The organism is Pseudomonas sp. SWRI92, from assembly GCF_014268685.1.
GTDB lineage: Bacteria > Pseudomonadota > Gammaproteobacteria > Pseudomonadales > Pseudomonadaceae > Aquipseudomonas > Aquipseudomonas marvdashtae.
Genome location: NZ_JABWQY010000003.1, coordinates 156,877 through 174,457, shown reverse-complemented (window position 1 = coordinate 174,457; position 17,581 = coordinate 156,877). Strand labels below are relative to the sequence as shown.

Sequence of the window (17,581 nt, the reverse complement as noted above, 5' to 3'; positions counted from 1 at the left end):
TGTTGTGGCGAGGGGATTTATCCCCGCTGGGCTGCGAAGCAGTCCCAAAAAACGATGCCTGAGCCGGATGCCACTGGGGCTAACCATTTTGGGGGCCGCTGCGCGACCCAACGGGGATAAATCCCCTCGCCACAAAAAGCTCATCGCAAGCGCCGATATTGTACGCCAGCGCTCTTGTCGATCCGTTAGCCCCCTTCCTATACTCAATCCGCTTACCCAGCCCCGCCCGAGCCCCGTGCCTACCCTGCATTCGGACAGTTCGTGCAGTCCACCGGCAGTATCCGCTTCAACCCTGCGACTGTTCCTACCCGAAACAGCGGCAGCGCCCTAACCCACATCCCTGGGTGTTCGACCATAATAATTCGCTCCAACGGAGCACATGACTGTCAGGGATAACCGCATGACAACCACCACTTGCAACGACACCGTGGCCTCGCAACCGACCAACTCGGCGACCCGCGTGGCGACCGCGAGCTTCATCGGCACCGCCATCGAGTTCTATGACTTCTACGTCTACGCCACCGCCGCCGCACTGGTGATCGGGCCGGTGTTTTTCCCGCAGACCTCAGGCACGGCACAGATGCTGTCGTCCTTCCTGACGTTCGGTATCGCGTTTCTCGCCCGCCCGCTGGGTTCGGCGCTGTTCGGCCATTTCGGCGACAGGATCGGACGCAAGTCCACGCTGGTGGCCTCGCTGCTGTTGATGGGCGTGTGCACCACGCTTATCGGCGTGCTGCCCGGCTACGCCAGCATCGGCGCCTGGGCGCCGATCCTGTTGTGCCTGCTGCGTTTCGGCCAGGGCCTCGGGCTTGGCGGTGAATGGGGCGGCGCAGCATTGCTCGCCACCGAGAACGCGCCCAAGGGCAAGCGGGCCTGGTTCGGCATGTTTCCCCAGTTGGGCCCCTCCATCGGCTTCCTGGCTGCCAACGGTTTGTTCCTGACCCTGGCCATGAGCCTGGATGACGAGCAGTTCCGGTCCTGGGGCTGGCGGATTCCGTTCCTGCTCAGTGCCGTATTGGTGATCGTCGGCCTCTATGTGCGGCTCAAACTTCATGAAACGCCGGTATTCGCCAATGCCATGGCTCGCCAGGAACGCGTGAAGATCCCGCTGGTCGAGCTGTTCAGCCAGTACTGGGCACCGACATTGCTGGGCGCTGCCGCCATGGTCGTGTGTTATGCGCTGTTCTACATCTCGACGGTGTTTTCCTTGAGCTACGGCGTCGCCACCCTTGGCTACAGCCGCGAAACCTTCCTCGGCCTGCTGTGCTTCGCCGTGTTGTTCATGGCCGCCGCCACGCCGCTGTCGGCCTGGGCCAGCGACCGCTACGGGCGCAAGCCGGTGCTGATCATCGGTGGCGTCCTGGCGATTGCCTCGGGTTTCCTCATGGAGCCCCTGCTGACCCACGGCTCGACGTGGGGCGTGGCGCTGTTCCTGTGCATCGAGCTGTTCCTGATGGGGGTAACGTTCGCGCCCATGGGTGCGTTGCTGCCGGAGCTGTTTCCCACGCATGTGCGCTACACCGGCGCGTCGGCTGCCTACAACCTCGGCGGCATCGTCGGCGCCTCAGCGGCGCCGTTCTTCGCCCAGAAACTGGTGGCGATGGGCGGCCTAAGCTACGTTGGCGGTTACGTTTCCGTCGCCGCAGCGCTCAGCGTAATCGCGGTCCTGTGCTTGAAGGAAACCCGTCACAACGATCTGAATCGCATTGACTGAGCCCCTGTGGCGAGGGGTAGCTCCCTCGCCACGCCAACCTGTCGCCAGCCTGAACACAGGCCAATGAAATAACCGCTCACAATTGTCCAGCATTGAAACAACCCCTCACCTGCCCCATCTAAGATCCATACTCCATTGCGCAGGTGCCCCATGAGCGACCAGCACTCTACTGAAGCCACAAACGAATACGCAGACGCCGAGCACATCGAGCACACCGTTTCCGGCACCGGCCTGGCCCTGCCTGGCCAGAGCCTGCCGGACAAGGTCTACATCATTCCCATCCACAACCGTCCGTTCTTCCCGGCCCAAGTGCTGCCGGTCATCGTCAATGAAGAACCGTGGGCTGAAACCCTGGAACTGGTGGCCAAGTCCGATCATCACTCCCTGGCGCTGTTCTTCATGGACTCGCCCCAAGAGGACCCGCGCCACTTCGACACCTCGAAGCTGCCGCTGTACGGCACGCTGGTGAAGGTGCACCACGCCAGTCGCGAAGCGGGCAAATTGCAGTTCGTCGCCCAAGGCCTTACCCGCGTGCGCATCCGCACCTGGCTCAAGCACCATCGCCCGCCTTACCTGGTGGAAGTCGAATACCCGCACCAACCAAGCGAGCCGACCGACGAGGTCAAGGCCTACGGCATGGCGCTGATCAATGCGATCAAGGAACTGCTGCCGCTCAATCCACTGTACAGCGAAGAGCTGAAGAACTACCTCAACCGCTTCAGCCCCAACGATCCTTCGCCCCTGACCGACTTCGCCGCCGCGCTCACCTCCGCCACCGGCAGCGAGTTGCAGGAAGTTCTCGACTGCGTGCCGATGCTCAAGCGCATGGAAAAAGTGCTGCCGATGCTGCGCAAGGAAGTGGAGGTCGCGCGGCTGCAAAAAGAAATTTCCGCCGAGGTCAACAGCAAGATCGGCGAACACCAGCGCCAGTTCTTCCTCAAGGAACAGCTCAAGGTCATCCAGCAGGAGCTGGGGCTGACCAAGGACGACCGCAGCGCCGACCTTGAACAGTTCGAGCAGCGCCTCGAAGGCAAGGTGCTGCCGGCCCAGGCCCAGAAGCGCATCGAAGAGGAAATGAACAAGCTCTCGATCCTCGAAACCGGCTCACCGGAGTATGCCGTTACCCGCAATTATCTCGACTGGGCGACCTCGGTGCCGTGGGGCGTGTTTGGCCAGGACAAACTGGAGCTCAAGCATGCCCGCAAGATCCTCGACCAGCATCACGCCGGCCTGGATGACATCAAGGACCGTATCCTGGAATTTCTCGCGGTGGGCGCCTACAAAGGCGAGATCAGCGGTTCCATCGTCTTGCTGGTCGGCCCGCCGGGCGTGGGCAAGACCAGCGTAGGCAAGTCGATTGCCGAATCCCTCGGGCGACCGTTCTACCGCTTCAGCGTCGGCGGCATGCGCGACGAGGCCGAGATCAAGGGGCATCGGCGCACCTACATCGGCGCCCAGCCGGGCAAGCTGGTGCAGGCGCTCAAGGACGTCGAAGTGATGAACCCGGTGATCATGCTCGATGAAATCGACAAAATGGGCCAGAGCTACCAGGGCGACCCGGCCTCCGCGTTGCTGGAAACCCTTGACCCCGAGCAGAACGTCGAGTTTCTGGATCATTACCTGGACATGCGCCTGGACTTGTCAAAAGTGCTGTTCATCTGCACCGCCAACACGCTGGACTCGATTCCTGGCCCGCTGCTGGACCGCATGGAAGTGATCCGCCTGTCGGGTTACATCACCGAAGAGAAAGTCGCCATCGCCAAGCGCCACTTGTGGCCCAAGCAACTGGCCAAGGCGGGTGTGTCCAAGGGCAGCCTCAGTATCAATGACAGCGCCCTCAAGGCCTTGATCGACGGTTATGCTCGCGAGGCCGGGGTACGCCAGTTGGAAAAGCAACTGGGCAAACTGGTACGCAAGGCGGTCATGAAGCTGATCGACGATCCAAAAGCGGTGATCAAGCTCGGGCCGAAGGACCTTGAAGCCTCGCTGGGCAAACCCGTGTTCCGCAATGAACAGGTGCTGTCCGGCGTCGGCGTGATTACCGGACTGGCCTGGACCAGCATGGGCGGTGCAACCCTGCCGATCGAAGCGACGCGCATTCACACCCTTAATCGTGGTTTCAAGCTCACCGGGCAACTGGGCGAGGTGATGAAGGAATCAGCTGAAATCGCCCACAGCTACGTCAGTTCTCACCTGAAGCAGTTCGGTGGGGATCCGAAGTTCTTCGACGAGGCTTTTGTGCATCTGCACGTACCGGAGGGCGCCACGCCCAAGGACGGCCCGAGCGCCGGCGTAACCATGGCTAGCGCCTTGCTGTCCCTGGCGCGCAACCAGGCACCGAAAAAAGGCGTGGCCATGACCGGCGAACTGACCCTCACCGGACATGTCCTGCCGATTGGCGGCGTACGCGAGAAAGTCATCGCGGCGCGGCGGCAGAAAATCAACGAACTGATCCTGCCGGAAGCCAACCGGGGCAACTTCGAAGAACTGCCGGACTATCTCAAGGAAGGCGTCACGGTGCACTTTGCCAAGCGGTTCGCGGATGTGGCGAAGGTGTTGTTCTGATACTCATGTAGTGGCTGTACGGCCCCATCGCGAGCTTCGCGCGCGAGGGGGCCTCCACAGGCAACGCATCCCGCCCGACACACCCCGTGGCATCTTCGGTTATGCTCGCCGTTCGTCGTGAATGCCGGAGCCTTTATGTCCCTCACCCGCTTGCTCGTCCCTGTCAGCCTCGCCCTGTTGAGCGCCTGCGCCACGCAGCCAAAACAAAACGTGACGGTGGAGAAACAGAGCCAATGCCCCGTGCAACTCAACAATGGGCAGAACCTGATCCTGAGTTTGCCGAGCAATCCCAGCACCGGTTATCGCTGGGCGATCCAGGATTCAGCGGGTGGCGTGCTGAAAGCCTTGGGGCCAGAGGTTTACCGCAACCCCGAAGACGCGGGCATTGTCGGCGCCGCAGGAGTGTCCACCTGGCGCTTCCAGGCGTTTGCCGGCGGAACCGGGAAATTACGCCTGACGTATCAACAGCCCTGGGCACCGGAAGTGCCACCGGTCGAAACCTTTGAGTGCGCCATTTCGGTGAATTGACGTTCCCCTGAACAAAGCTCGCGCTCATGGTTTTTTTGGTTAAAATGCCGGCCTTTTCCACCCCTGCCACCGGAACCGCCGTGAGCAAAGAACCCGATCGCCTATTCGCCCAACCCTTGGCCCAGGTGCCTGACTTCGCTTTCAATGAAGACGTGGTGCGGGTGTTTCCGGACATGATCAAGCGTTCGGTACCGGGTTACCCGACCATCGTCGAGAACCTCGGCGTGCTCGCGGCGCAATTTGCCCAGCCGGGCAGCGTGCTCTACGACTTGGGTTCGTCCCTGGGCGCGGTGACCCAGGCGCTGCGCCGTCACGTGCGCACCGACGGTTGCCGCGTGATTGCCGTGGATAACTCGACGGCCATGGTCGAGCGCTGCCGCGAGTACCTCAACGGCCAGGACTCGATGTTCCAGGAATTGCTGCCGGTAGAAGTGATCGAAGGCGACATCCTTGCCCTCGAGTTTCAGCCCGCCTCGGTGGTGGCGTTGAACTTCACTCTGCAATTTATCGCGCCGGACCAGCGAACCGCACTCCTGAGTCGCATCCACCAGTCGTTGCTGCCCGGCGGTGCCTTGATCCTCTCGGAGAAGCTGCGCTTCAACGATGCCGAGGAACACACGCTGCTCACCGACCTGCACGTGGCGTTCAAGCGCGCCAACGGCTACAGCGAGCTGGAAATCGCCCAGAAACGCAGCGCCATCGAAAACGTCATGAAGCCCGACAGCCTCGACGAACACCGCGAGCGCCTGCTGGCGGCCGGTTTCTCGAAAGTCGTGCCGTGGTTCCAGTGTCTTAACTTCGCCTCGTTGATTGCCCTGCCATGATTGATCTGTCGCCCCTCACCCACCATCTGGCTGGCACGCCGCTGGCCGAATGGGCCGCAACGCTGCAGGCGCAGCTCGACAGCAAAATGGAAAAGGGCCATGGCGATCTGGAGCGCTGGCAAAGCGCCCTTGATGCTTTGCCGGACTTGCAGCCAACCACAGTGGACTTGCTGAACGGTCTGACGCTGGATGTCGATTGCTCCGACGAAACCCGTGTGCAGATGCGCACGGCGCTGATGGGCCTGTCGCCATGGCGCAAAGGGCCGTTCGATCTGTTTGGCGTGCACGTCGACACCGAATGGCGCTCGGACTGGAAGTGGTCGCGGGTGGCGCCGCACCTGGACCTTGCGGGCAAGCGCATCCTCGACGTGGGTTGCGGCAACGGCTATTACATGTGGCGCATGCTGGGCGCCGGGGCCGACACGGTGATCGGTGTCGATCCCAACTGGTTATTCTTCTGTCAGTTCCAGGCCGTGCAGCGTTACCTGTCGCAGCCCAACGCCTGGCACCTGCCGTTCCCGTTCGAGGCCCTGCCGCCGGAACTGGAAGGCTTCGACACGGTGTTTTCCATGGGCGTGTTCTATCACCGCCGCTCGCCGATCGAACACTTGCTGGCCTTGAAGGATTGCCTGGTCAAAGGCGGCGAACTGGTGCTGGAAACCCTCGTGATCGAAGGCGACGAGCACCAGGTGCTAGTGCCCGAGGACCGCTACGCGCAGATGCGCAACGTGTGGTTCCTGCCGTCGGTCCCGGCCTTGGAACGCTGGCTGCGCCGTGCCGGGTTCAGCGACGTGCGTTGCGTGGACGTAAGCCTGACCACCGTCGAAGAACAGCGCAGCACCGAATGGATGAAGTACCAGTCGCTGAGCGACTTCCTCGACCCCACCGACCACAGCAAGACCATCGAAGGGCTGCCGGCGCCGATGCGAGCGGTGATTGTGGCGCGCAAATAAACAGACAGCGCAGATCCGCCGCTGCAATCCAGGCTTGCCACAGGGGTATGTGTTTAATCTTGGGGCTTGGCTCGTCGGGCCTTGAAGAACTCGCTTAGCACGGCGCTGCATTCCTCGGCCAGCACCCCTCCCTCGAACATCACCCGATGATTCAAAAAACCCTGGGTGAAGAACTGCCCCTGGCTCTGCACAATCCCGGCCTTGGGTTCCAGGGCGCCGTAGACGACCCGAGCGATACGCGAATGGACGATAAGGCCGGCGCACATGCTGCACGGCTCCAACGTTACATATAGCGTGCTGCCGGGCAGGCGATAATTGCTCACGGCCTGGGCGGCGGCGCGAATGGCGACCATTTCGGCGTGGGCGCTGGGGTCGTGACCGCTGATCGGGCAGTTGAAGCCACGCCCGATGATTTCACCGTCCTGGACCAACACCGCGCCCACCGGCACTTCGCCCAGGGCCGCACCCTGCTCGGCAAGGGCCAGGGCTTCGCGCATGAAGTCCTGGTCACCGCTGCGGTCGATGATTCTGGCGGGGCGAATCTGGCGCATCACGCCACCTCGATGGCGGCCATCAGGCCGGTTTCCATGTGATCGATCACATGGCAGTGGAACATCCACACGCCAGGATTATCCGCCACCAGCGCCACCTGCGCCCGTTCGTTCTTGCCCAGCAGGTAAGTATCGGTGAAATACGGAATGACTTTATGCCGGTTGGACGCAATCACCTTGAAGCTCATGCCGTGCAAATGGATCGGGTGCTGGTACTGGGTCATGTTCTTCAATTCGAAAATGTAGCTCTGGCCTTTCTTCAGGGTGGCGATCGGCCGGTCGGCGCAGGTCTTGTCGGTGATGTCCCAAGCCTTGCCGTTGATCTGCCACAGGCTCGGCGGCTTGCCGTTGTCGACATTGACCGACACCGAGCCGACCCACTCGAAATTGAAGTTGAGTTTCTCGGCATTGGCCAGGTCCGGCTCTGCCACGGGGTTAGGCGGCAATGCTGGCGGCCATGGAGTCGGCGCGTCATTGTTGGCCACCGAACGCAGGGTGCCCAGGCGTACCGGGCCGTTGCGCAACGACAACTCTTCCCCGGCCGGCGGTGCCTTGATTGCCAGGCAGATGCGCATGCCCGGGCCCAGCCAGTATTCCTTGCCCAGCGGGCGCGGCGTGATGGGGTTGCCGTCCAGCGCATAGATCTGCGCTTCAACGCCGGGGATGTTGATGCGATAGGTCAGGGTGTTGTCGAGGTTGAGCAAGCGCACCCGGGTGATCTGCCCGGCCGGCAAATCAATCACCGCTTGCGCCACGCCATTGATCGTCGACAACCGCCCCGCCGTGCCGCCACGGGCCGCTTCACGGGGGATGCTGAACGCGACGAACTCGCCCTGCTCATCCACATGCCAGCTCTTGAGACTCAGGGTCTGCTCGTATTTGAAGCCGGTGGGCTCACGCTCTTCGATGATCAACGGCCCCACCAGCCCACGCCCGAGCTCTTCGCTACTGTTGACGTGGGGGTGATACCAATAGCTGCCAGCGTCCGGCACACGGAATTTGTAATCGAAGTACTCACCCGGCAACACCGGCAATTGTGAGACGTACGGTACGCCGTCCATCTCCAGCGGCAAGCGGATCCCATGCCAATGAATCGTGGTCGCGACCGGCAAATGATTGATGAAGCGAACCCGCAACCACTCCCCCTGGCGCACCCGCAGCTCGGTGCCCGGCGCCGACGGACCAAAAGCCCAAGCCTGGGTCTTGTGCCCGGCTACCAGCTCGACGTCCAACGGCGCCGCAATCAGTTCATAGTCATGACCGGCCTCGGCATCCGCCATCTTGCCCAGCCAATACCGCGACGCGCCTCCCGCACCTACGCCAACGACAACAAGACCGGCCAGGCCACCGAGAATTTGGCGACGGGTAAAGGACATGAACGCGACTACCTCTTGAATCTGCGACGGACCGGGGGGCCCGGAAAAGGCGAATACGATACACCTGCAATTGAGAAAGATTAAGTGAAGGATTGTCGCGGCGCGCGTTCGGACGATAAGCGCTGTTACTCAATCAGCGCTTCCAACTCCTTGAAACCCACCTCAGCTAGCCGTCGGCGCTCTTTCGCAACATTGACCTGCAAGGCCACCCGGGCCACATCCAACACACCCGAGGCGGACGAATAACTGCCCCGGGCCTGCAGCCAGGTCAGAATGTCCGCCAGATGCCAGATGGATGCACTGCCCTCGTGCACCGGCGTCGGAAAGCTGCCCGGATGAGTCAACATCAGCTTGCGCATGTTCTGCCGCGAGACCCCTACGATCTCGGCTACGTCGGTCAGACCGACCAGATCAGGCGCAACCTCGATCAACTTGGCCGACGGCACCGCGCGGCGCACATCGTCTAGCGCACTAAGCACCGCCTCAGCGGCATCAGGCGCATCGCGAGTGAACTCAAGCGCCAGCCGCCCAGGCTGTCCGATACCTACCAGGGCATCGTCGCAGCCAGCTTCACCCAACCGCTCAACCAATTCCTCCATGGCACAGCCGTCGTCAGCAAGCTGATATTTCAGGGTAAAGATAAATTCCATTGTTTTATTCCTGCCTGAGCGTTTCTTCGACCTCTTTCTTCGGGTGCGAGGGACGAATCATCCGTGATCTCCAGCATTCGCGCGGCGGAAAAGGTTGTCAATCGACAACCTTCGTTCACTTCGAAATCGGGACTTGATCGGGTTTAATCACGGACAGAGGAGTCGTCTTTGGCATGGGTCGAGCAGCCTCGCAGTGTTCGGGGGAGTTAAGGGAAACGTTCCAGAGAGCTGATCACGAGAGTCATGACCCGCATGTTACTGAGTTTGCTCAGTGCGGCAAGTCAGACCGCAAGGACGGGTGCTGTACGAATTGGCCCGGGTTTCAGCGGTCGACAGGCTTTCCCGGACGATAGCGATCAATCACAGCAACACCCACTCCACCGTCCTGCGCAAACGCCTGCGAGACAGCATCAACGATCTCAGCCCACACCCCGGCCTGTTGCAGGACGGGCATTTCCTTGGCAAGCACATTGCTCAACTCGCCACGATTCTGCTCAATTGAGCGCAGCACCCGATCTGCCTGTTGATCGGGCATCTCGACCACCTCCTTCAGCATCGCCCGCGCCCGGGCGTGGCTGCGCAGATAACGAGACTCTTCGCGCATCTGCTCGGTCAACGTCCGGCCAATGATATTGGCCAGAAACACGGTATGGGGTCCGAGGTCCGGATAACGCCACAGCGGTCGTGCTTGGTCAGCACCTTGAAAAGAGAAATTCGACACGACACCGTCTGGATAGGTCGTCTGCCTGGATTCGAAGACTACTTGTTCGCGTACAGCCTGCATAAGCGGCCTGGACACTTGGTCCAGCACTCGGTCGTAGCCGCGACGCTCGCCCGCGTCATCGGTAATAACCGCTGAGATCGGTAAAATCACCGGATCAGGAATCACGCCGTCGCGTCGCAGTACGTCATTGACCAAAAACCGGTGCACACGGCCGTTACCATCAGCGAGAGGGTGGATATAGACGAAACCAAAGGCTGTCACCGCGCTACGCATCACTGACGATTGGCCTTGCGTCCTTTCGAGGAACACCTTTAGCCCTTCAAGCATCGCGCCGATCTCATCGGCCGCAGGGGCGACGTAATGTACGACCTCTTGGTAGCGCACCGTTTCGCCGACGAAAACCGGTGACTGGCGCACGCCGAAGTGGGCGATCGTCGTCCGATCACCGAGAATTTCTTGCTGCAACTCTGCAAGTGCGGCATTGCTCAACGGGACTGCACCTTGCCCTGTACGACGAGCCATCACGTCCGCAAAGCGTTGCACCCGCCCTACCCGGTCGGCCTCGCCTTCGATGGCAAAGCTGGCCTTGCTCTCGCGTAACGTCATCCAGACCGCCGACCGCATCAGCAGATCCTCGCCGAACTCATCTGTCAATTCACCGAACAGGCGTGGGACGTCCAGTCCAACCGCACGCATTACCGCCTCGGTCTTGACCACGCAGGGGCAGAATTCACGCGTGCCGGGCAGGTTGTCATTTACCCGCCAGCGCTGCACCTTGACCACTCGGTCGCGGGTTGCCGATACCAGCTTGGCTTCGTCAATGGCATCGACGTAATTGCCGCCTAAGCGCTCGGGCACGACCAGAGTGTCTCCGGTCAGCCATTCATATAGAAACGCAGCACGACGCGCGTACTGCCCAGTAGGCTCGACCGTAACCCAGTCCTGGACGAAAACAGGCCCCGTCTTCTCGAACAGACGGGCAAGGAACTCCAGATGCGGGACTTCATGACGCAGATGGAACTGCAGATGTGCAGCCGGCTCCTCATCCGGCCGCATCGCCTCGGTGTAGGTCTCCATACGAAAGCCATCGGTGACTTGAGTTGCGCGTCTCCCGCCTACTTGACTCATCACCGGCAGTCGCCCCAGAGGCTGCACACCATAGATTTGAGCCAGCCAGGCGGCGCCTATCGGGTCTGCGGGCAAATCGGTCATATAGGGCCTCCGCGGACAAGATGAGTTTTAGGGACTAAGAAATGATGTCGTGCCGCCTGATCTGGTCAGCTAACGATTAAGATGGGATAAAAACGATTAGATAACAAGAGCAGTGCGCAAAAACGATTATTTCAACAACCGGCTCGTCAGAGCTGAGAAAGAGGCTGAACCTGCCCCTTTCTCCCTCCGATCACAAAATCGACGTTGCATCGATTTCAGGACAACAGGGGGTTACCCTGTTGAGCTTCCGTCACTCCCACTCAATCGTCGCCGGCGGCTTGCTCGACACGTCATACGTGACGCGAGAAATGCCTTCGATTTCATTGATGATCCGCCCGGAAACGGTTTCCAGCAGCTCGTACGGCAGGTGTGCCCAGCGAGCGGTCATGAAGTCGATGGTTTCCACGGCGCGCAGGGCGACGACCCAAGCGTAGCGACGGCCATCGCCAACGACGCCCACCGATTTCACCGGTTGGAACACCACGAATGCCTGGCTGACCTTGTGGTACCAGTCGGCCTTGCGCAGTTCTTCGATGAAGATGTGGTCGGCGCGGCGCAGCAGGTCGGCGTATTCCTTCTTCACTTCACCGAGGATCCGCACGCCAAGGCCCGGGCCTGGGAATGGGTGGCGGTAGACCATGTCGTACGGCAGGCCCAGTTCCAGGCCGAGGCGACGCACTTCGTCCTTGAACAATTCGCGCAGCGGCTCGACCAGCTTGAGGTTCATCTCTTCCGGCAGGCCACCGACGTTGTGGTGGGACTTGATCACGTGGGCCTTGCCGCTCTTGGCGCCGGCCGACTCGATCACGTCGGGATAGATGGTGCCCTGGGCCAGGTACTTGATGTTGTCCAGCTTGTTGGACTGGGCATCGAACACGTCGATGAAGGTGCGGCCGATGATCTTGCGTTTCTTCTCCGGGTCGGACTCGCCGGCCAGGTTGTTCAGGAACTGCTCTTCGGCGTTGGCGCGGATCACCTTGACGCCCATGTTCTCGGCGAACATGGCCATCACTTGCTCGCCTTCGTGCAGGCGCAGCAGGCCGTTGTCGACGAAGACGCAGGTCAGCTGGTCGCCGATGGCCTTGTGCAGCAATGCGGCAACCACCGAGGAGTCGACGCCACCGGACAGGCCCAGCAGCACGTTGTCGGTACCGACCTGGGCACGGACCTGGGCGATGGCGTCTTCGGCGATCTTCGATGGGGTCCACAGGGCTTCGCACTCGCAGATGTCGAGGATGAAGCGCGACAGGATGCGGCCGCCCTGCTTGGTGTGGGTCACTTCCGGGTGGAACTGCACGCCGTAGTAGCGGCGATCGTCGTTGAACATGCCTGCGATCGGGCAGCTCGGGGTGCTGGCCAGGATGTGGAAGTCTTCCGGCATCCTGGTGACTTTGTCACCGTGGCTCATCCACACGTCGAGGCCGAACAGGCCATCGGCGTCGATGTGGTCTTCGATGCCGTCCAGCAGGCGGCTCTTGCCGACGACGTCGACGCGGGCATAACCGAACTCACGCAGGTCCGAACCTTCGACCTTGCCGCCCAACTGCTCGGCCATGGTCTGCATGCCGTAGCAGATACCGAAGACCGGCACGCCCAGGTCGAACACGGCTTGCGGGCAGCGTGGGCTGTCGGCTTCGTGCACGGACTCGGGGCCGCCGGCGAGGATGACGCCTTTGGGAGCGAATTCGCGAATCGCTTCGTCATCCATGTCGAACGGATGCAGTTCGCAGTACACGCCGATTTCACGCACGCGGCGGGCGATCAGCTGGGTGTACTGGGAACCGAAGTCGAGGATCAGGATGCGGTGAGCGTGAATGTCGAGGGCCATGACTCATTCTCATGTAGTGAATCAGAAACAACTCGGGGCTGAATGAACAGCCCCGGTGATTTAACGTTTTGCTGAAGGCCTTAACCTACGCGGTAGTTCGGCGCTTCCTTGGTGATCTGCACGTCGTGGACATGGGACTCGGCCATGCCGGCGCCGGTGATGCGCACGAATTCCGGCTTGGTGCGCATCTCTTCGATGTCAGCGCTGCCGGTGTAGCCCATGGAAGAACGCAGGCCGCCCATCAGTTGATGGATGATCGCGCTCAGGGTGCCTTTGTACGGCACGCGACCTTCGATGCCTTCCGGCACCAGCTTCTCGGCGCCCGCGGAGGAGTCCTGGAAGTAACGGTCGGAAGAACCCTGGGCCTGGGACATGGCACCCAGCGAACCCATGCCGCGATAGGCCTTGTAGCTACGCCCCTGGAACAGCTCGATCTCGCCCGGTGCTTCTTCGGTACCGGCAAACATCGAACCCATCATCACGCAAGACGCGCCGGCGACGATGGCCTTGGACAGGTCACCGGAGAAGCGGATACCGCCGTCGGCGATCAACGGCACGCCGGTGCCTTCAAGGGCGGCGGCGACGTTGGCGATGGCGCTGATCTGCGGCACGCCGACACCGGCGACGATGCGCGTGGTGCAGATCGAGCCAGGGCCGATACCGACCTTGACCGCGTCGGCGCCAGCTTCGGCCAGGGCCTTGGCGGCGGCGCCGGTGGCGATGTTGCCGCCGATCACCTGCACGTCAGGGAAGTTCTGCTTGACCCAGCGAACGCGGTCGATCACGCCCTTGGAGTGACCGTGGGCGGTGTCGACCACCACCACGTCAACGCCGGCATTGACCAGGGCCGCAACGCGGTCACCGGTGTCCTTGCCGGTGCCGACCGCAGCGCCGACGCGCAGACGACCCTGGTCGTCCTTGCTGGCCAGCGGGTAGGCCTTGGCTTTTTCGATGTCGTTGACGGTCATCATGCCCTTGAGGGCGAATTTGTCGTCGACGATCAGCACGCGTTCGATGCGGTGCTTGTGCAGCAACTCGCGAACTTCGTCCTTGCCGATGCCTTCCTTGACCGTGACCAGGCGCTCTTTAGGCGTCATCACCTGACGGACGGTGGCGTCCAGGCGATTCTCGAAACGCACGTCGCGGGAAGTGACGATGCCGACCAGGTCGCCATCGTGCAGCACCGGAACGCCGGAGATGTTGTGCATGCGGGTCAGTTCGAACAGATCGCGAACCGTGGCGTCAGCCTCGATGGTGATCGGGTCCTTGACCACGCCAGCCTCGAACCGCTTGACCTTGCGCACTTCGGCGGCCTGCTGTTCGATGGTCATGTTCTTGTGGATGATACCGATACCGCCTTCCTGGGCCATGGCAATGGCCAGACGGGCTTCGGTCACGGTGTCCATGGCAGCGGAAACCAGGGGGATATTCAGTTCGATGCCACGGGTGAGACGGGTTTTGAGACTGACTTCGTTGGGCAGTACTTCGGAATATCCGGGCACTAGGAGAATGTCGTCGAAGGTCAGAGCTTCTTGGCTGATACGCAGCATCGCGGGGGCTCCCGAGCGGGAAAATGGAAGCGCGCCATTATACTCATGGACCCCGTCTGGCTCAATGTAAAACTCTGTCTATTATTGGCGGGGTGATTGACGGGGCTGATCAATGCGCTCCGGTCATACACCGAACCTGTGGCGAGGGAGCTTGCTCCCTCGCCACAGGTTGCGTGTTTCTGGCTACAACTCCACCTTCACCCAACTCACCGGCAAATCCAGCCAATCGGCGAATTCATCGAGAAAAGCCTGCTTGAACCCCGCTTCCAGCCAGTTATTGAAAATGAAACCCAGGTTTGAGAAAGCGCAGGGTTGCAGGAAAAGGAAACCGTTGATGTCATCTTCATGCCCGCACTCAGGGCAAGTGAAGTTATCGGTGCGCCCCGGCATCCAGTCTTCCAGGCTTTCGAACAACGCTTCGCCGACCTCCTTGCGACACTCGGCACAACCTGCCTCCTCAAGAAAACCCTTGGCCGGCGTATAGATGCAGCGCTTGGTGATGATCTCCAGGCCGTTGACCGGTTCGCCGAACGGCAGCGCGTCGGGATGCAGGACCACATGGCGGGCACCGGGGGCGATGGCGTGGGCCATGCGGTTGCCGGTGCGCCCGCAAGTGGTCAGTTGCTCTTCGACGATATTCTTGCGCACCAGCCAGCGCACGATCGCCCGGGCTCGGGGCTCATGGACCGGGAGGGTAGAAATTTTCGGGACGATGATGCTTTGCGAGTTCATGGCGAGGCCTGGCTGTTTCCCTGGCGGGTCTGATAGAAGGCCGGCAGCTTAATCCCTGGCCGAGCCAGGTCAAGCATTCAGGTAGCGCACAATCAACGCAAGGCCGCTGGCGAGCACCAGCCAGGTAACCAGGCGCACGAACGCCTCTCGGGACATTTTCATGGTCAAGCGACGCCCGACCCACAGCCCCAGCGCCATGGCCGGCAACAAACACAGCGCCAGTACCAACAAGGGTAGCTCGGCATACACCCCGGCAATGACGAACAGGCTCAAGCGCACCACCGTGCTGCAACTGATCAGCGCGCTCTGCGTCGCCCGGGCCGCCTCCTTGGACAAACGGCTGCTGAGGTAGATGGCATATAAAAAGCCGCCACTGCCGAACAACGCACCGAACATCCCGCCCACCGTTCCCATCGGCAGCGCCCACAGCGCCGACAACTGCGTCGGCCGGGTTTTAATCAACAGGCTGTAGATCGCGTAGGCGCTGATGAACAGCCCCATCAACAACAGCAACAGGTCGGACTTGAGGTTAAGCAGGAAAATCACCCCGAGGGTGCACCCCACCGCCATGCACGGCAACAACCGCAGCAACTCGGACCGGGCGACGTCTCGCCGCGAGGGCAACAGATTGCCGAACGCCGCGACAAAATCCAGCAGCACCAGCAGCGGCACGATCTTGGACAGCGGCATGTACAGCAGCAGGATCGGCGCGGCCACCAACGCGGTGCCAAACCCGGCGATACCAAAAACAATGTAGGCCAGGATGATCGCCAGCCCGATCACCAGCCACTGCGTCGGTGCGAATGACCACTGGCCCAGCCATGACAAAAGCTCCATCCGGCACTTCCCTGAGGACGAAAGCGGCGACTTTAGCCAGATGTGTCGCGGCATATCCAGCATTTATGCTGGCGGAGCTGTCCGTAATGGAGCTAACGGAATCGAAATGTCTGCGCTCATGGAGATTCACCTACGAATCCCCTTATCATGCCGCCCATGATTAAAGATCCCTTTGCCCGACTGGGCCTGGACCGCGAGGTCCTGACTGTCAGCCAGCTCAACGGCCGCGCGCGGGTGCTGCTCGAAGACGTGTTCAGCAACATCTGGGTCGAGGGCGAAATCTCCAACCTCGCCCGGCCCGCCTCTGGCCACGTGTACTTCACGCTGAAGGACAGCGGCGCCCAGGTGCGTTGCGCGCTGTTCCGGCAGAACGCCGCGCGGGTGCGCCAGGCCTTGAAGGACGGTTTGGCGGTGAAGGTACGCGGCAAGGTCTCGCTGTTCGAGGGTCGCGGCGACTACCAGTTGATCCTCGACACCGTCGAGCCGGCCGGCGATGGTGCCCTGCGCCTGGCCTTCGATGCCTTGAAGGAAAAACTCAGCGCCGAGGGCCTGTTCAGCGCCGAGCGCAAGGTGCCGCTGCCGGCTCACCCGCAGCGCATCGGCATCATCAGTTCGCCGACCGGCGCGGTGATCCGCGACATCATCAGCGTGTTCCGCCGCCGGGCGCCGCAGATTGCCCTGACGCTGATTCCCACCGCCGTGCAAGGCCGCGAAGCCACCGCGCAAATCGTCCGCGCCCTGAAATTGGCGGACGCCCGCGGTTTCGATGCGCTGATCCTGGCCCGGGGTGGCGGTTCGCTGGAAGACTTGTGGTGCTTCAACGAAGAAGCGGTGGCCCGCGCGGTGGACGCTTGCGTCACGCCGATCGTCAGCGCCGTCGGCCATGAAACCGACGTATCCATCAGCGATTTCGTCGCCGACGTGCGCGCGCCGACGCCGTCCGCCGCCGCCGAACTGCTGGCGCCGGATGCCGGGGATCTGGTTCGCCGGGTTGAAAGCCTGCATCGCCGGTTGGTGATGCGCATGCGCGACCGGCTGATGCGCGATCAACTTCGCCTCGAAGGCCTGACTCGACGCCTGCGTCATCCCGGCGAACGCCTGCGCCAGCAAGCCCAGCGCCTCGACGACCTGGACATGCGCATGCGCCGGGCCTTCGAACGCAGTCTCAATATCCGTCGCGAGCGCTTGATCCGCCTGGAGACCCGCCTGGCTGGGCAACATCCGGGCCGGCAGCTGGCGATGCTGCGCCATCGCCTGGAGAGCCTGGCCGAACGCCTGCCCCGGGCCATGCGCGAAGGCCTGAAAACCCGACGCGTGCAGTTACAGAATCAGATGCAGACGCTGCACATCGTCAGCCCTCTGGCGACCCTCGGCCGCGGCTACAGCATTCTGTTGGACGAGCGCGGCCATGCGGTCCGCAATGCCGCACAGACCCAGACCGGCCAGCGCCTGACCGCCAAGCTCGGCGAAGGCGAACTGCTGGTGCGGGTCGAAGACAATCACCTGACGCCGGTCACCCTTTCTCTACTGGATTGAT

Annotated in this window: 14 protein-coding genes; 6 read left to right on the top strand and 8 right to left on the bottom strand. The window is 61.7% G+C overall.

Annotated elements, in window-relative coordinates; genetic code table 11:
• The first annotated feature begins 400 nt into the window (after nt 1-400).
• The 5 genes from HU762_RS07330 to cmoB all read left to right on the top strand — a co-directional run bounded on the left by HU762_RS07330 (nt 401) and on the right by cmoB (nt 6,584).
• Nucleotides 401-1,714, top strand: a complete 1,314-nt coding sequence (locus tag HU762_RS07330; protein ID WP_186634816.1) for an MFS transporter — start codon at nt 401-403, stop codon at nt 1,712-1,714.
• 150 nt (nt 1,715-1,864) lie between these two features.
• On the top strand, nt 1,865-4,279 hold the full coding sequence (lon, locus tag HU762_RS07325) for an endopeptidase La (RefSeq protein WP_225923641.1): 2,415 nt from the start codon (nt 1,865-1,867) through the stop codon (nt 4,277-4,279).
• Nucleotides 4,280-4,414: 135 nt separating this feature from the next.
• The gene (locus HU762_RS07320) at nt 4,415-4,807 is read left to right on the top strand and encodes a protease inhibitor I42 family protein (protein WP_186634813.1); all 393 of its coding nucleotides are present in this window, start codon (nt 4,415-4,417) and stop codon (nt 4,805-4,807) included.
• Nucleotides 4,808-4,851: 44 nt separating this feature from the next.
• Nucleotides 4,852-5,631, top strand: coding sequence for a carboxy-S-adenosyl-L-methionine synthase CmoA (cmoA, locus tag HU762_RS07315; protein WP_186635480.1), 780 nt, complete (start codon nt 4,852-4,854; stop codon nt 5,629-5,631).
• Entirely contained in the window at nt 5,628-6,584 is a 957-nt protein-coding gene (gene cmoB, locus HU762_RS07310) for a tRNA 5-methoxyuridine(34)/uridine 5-oxyacetic acid(34) synthase CmoB (RefSeq protein WP_186634810.1), read from the top strand. The genes cmoA and cmoB overlap by 4 nt, the downstream gene beginning before the upstream one ends.
• A 53-nt stretch (nt 6,585-6,637) precedes the next feature.
• On the opposite strand, the gene tadA is transcribed toward cmoB, so the two are convergent.
• The 8 genes from tadA to HU762_RS07270 all read right to left on the bottom strand — a co-directional run bounded on the left by tadA (nt 6,638) and on the right by HU762_RS07270 (nt 16,044).
• Nucleotides 6,638-7,135 (bottom strand): tRNA adenosine(34) deaminase TadA, encoded by a 498-nt coding sequence (gene tadA / locus HU762_RS07305; RefSeq protein WP_186634807.1) that lies wholly within the window; start codon nt 7,133-7,135, stop codon nt 6,638-6,640.
• Nucleotides 7,135-8,511, bottom strand: coding sequence for a multicopper oxidase family protein (locus tag HU762_RS07300; protein ID WP_186634804.1), 1,377 nt, complete (start codon nt 8,509-8,511; stop codon nt 7,135-7,137). Before HU762_RS07300 ends, tadA begins: the two co-directional genes overlap by 1 nt.
• A gap of 125 nt (nt 8,512-8,636) precedes the next feature.
• Nucleotides 8,637-9,161 carry a DNA-binding protein gene (locus HU762_RS07295; RefSeq protein ID WP_186634801.1) on the bottom strand — a complete coding sequence of 175 codons (525 nt, stop codon included), beginning with the start codon at nt 9,159-9,161 and terminating at the stop codon, nt 8,637-8,639.
• A gap of 322 nt (nt 9,162-9,483) precedes the next feature.
• Complete coding sequence (locus HU762_RS07290) at nt 9,484-11,097, bottom strand: Fic family protein (RefSeq protein ID WP_186634798.1); 1,614 nt, start codon at nt 11,095-11,097, stop codon at nt 9,484-9,486.
• Nucleotides 11,098-11,347: 250 nt separating this feature from the next.
• Nucleotides 11,348-12,925 carry a glutamine-hydrolyzing GMP synthase gene (guaA, locus tag HU762_RS07285; protein ID WP_186634795.1) on the bottom strand — a complete coding sequence of 526 codons (1,578 nt, stop codon included), beginning with the start codon at nt 12,923-12,925 and terminating at the stop codon, nt 11,348-11,350.
• Between the two features lie 80 nt (nt 12,926-13,005).
• Complete coding sequence (guaB, locus tag HU762_RS07280) at nt 13,006-14,475, bottom strand: IMP dehydrogenase (RefSeq protein ID WP_186634792.1); 1,470 nt, start codon at nt 14,473-14,475, stop codon at nt 13,006-13,008.
• A 183-nt stretch (nt 14,476-14,658) separates the two neighbouring features.
• A complete protein-coding gene (locus tag HU762_RS07275) occupies nt 14,659-15,207 on the bottom strand; it encodes a sugar ABC transporter ATPase (RefSeq protein ID WP_186634789.1) in 549 nt (182 codons plus the stop codon).
• A 69-nt stretch (nt 15,208-15,276) separates the two neighbouring features.
• Entirely contained in the window at nt 15,277-16,044 is a 768-nt protein-coding gene (locus HU762_RS07270; RefSeq protein WP_186634786.1) for a sulfite exporter TauE/SafE family protein, read from the bottom strand.
• 156 nt (nt 16,045-16,200) lie between these two features.
• Between HU762_RS07270 and xseA the strand changes: the two genes are divergently transcribed.
• Nucleotides 16,201-17,580, top strand: a complete 1,380-nt coding sequence (gene xseA / locus HU762_RS07265; RefSeq protein WP_186635477.1) for an exodeoxyribonuclease VII large subunit — start codon at nt 16,201-16,203, stop codon at nt 17,578-17,580.
• Nucleotide 17,581 lies beyond the last annotated feature (1 nt).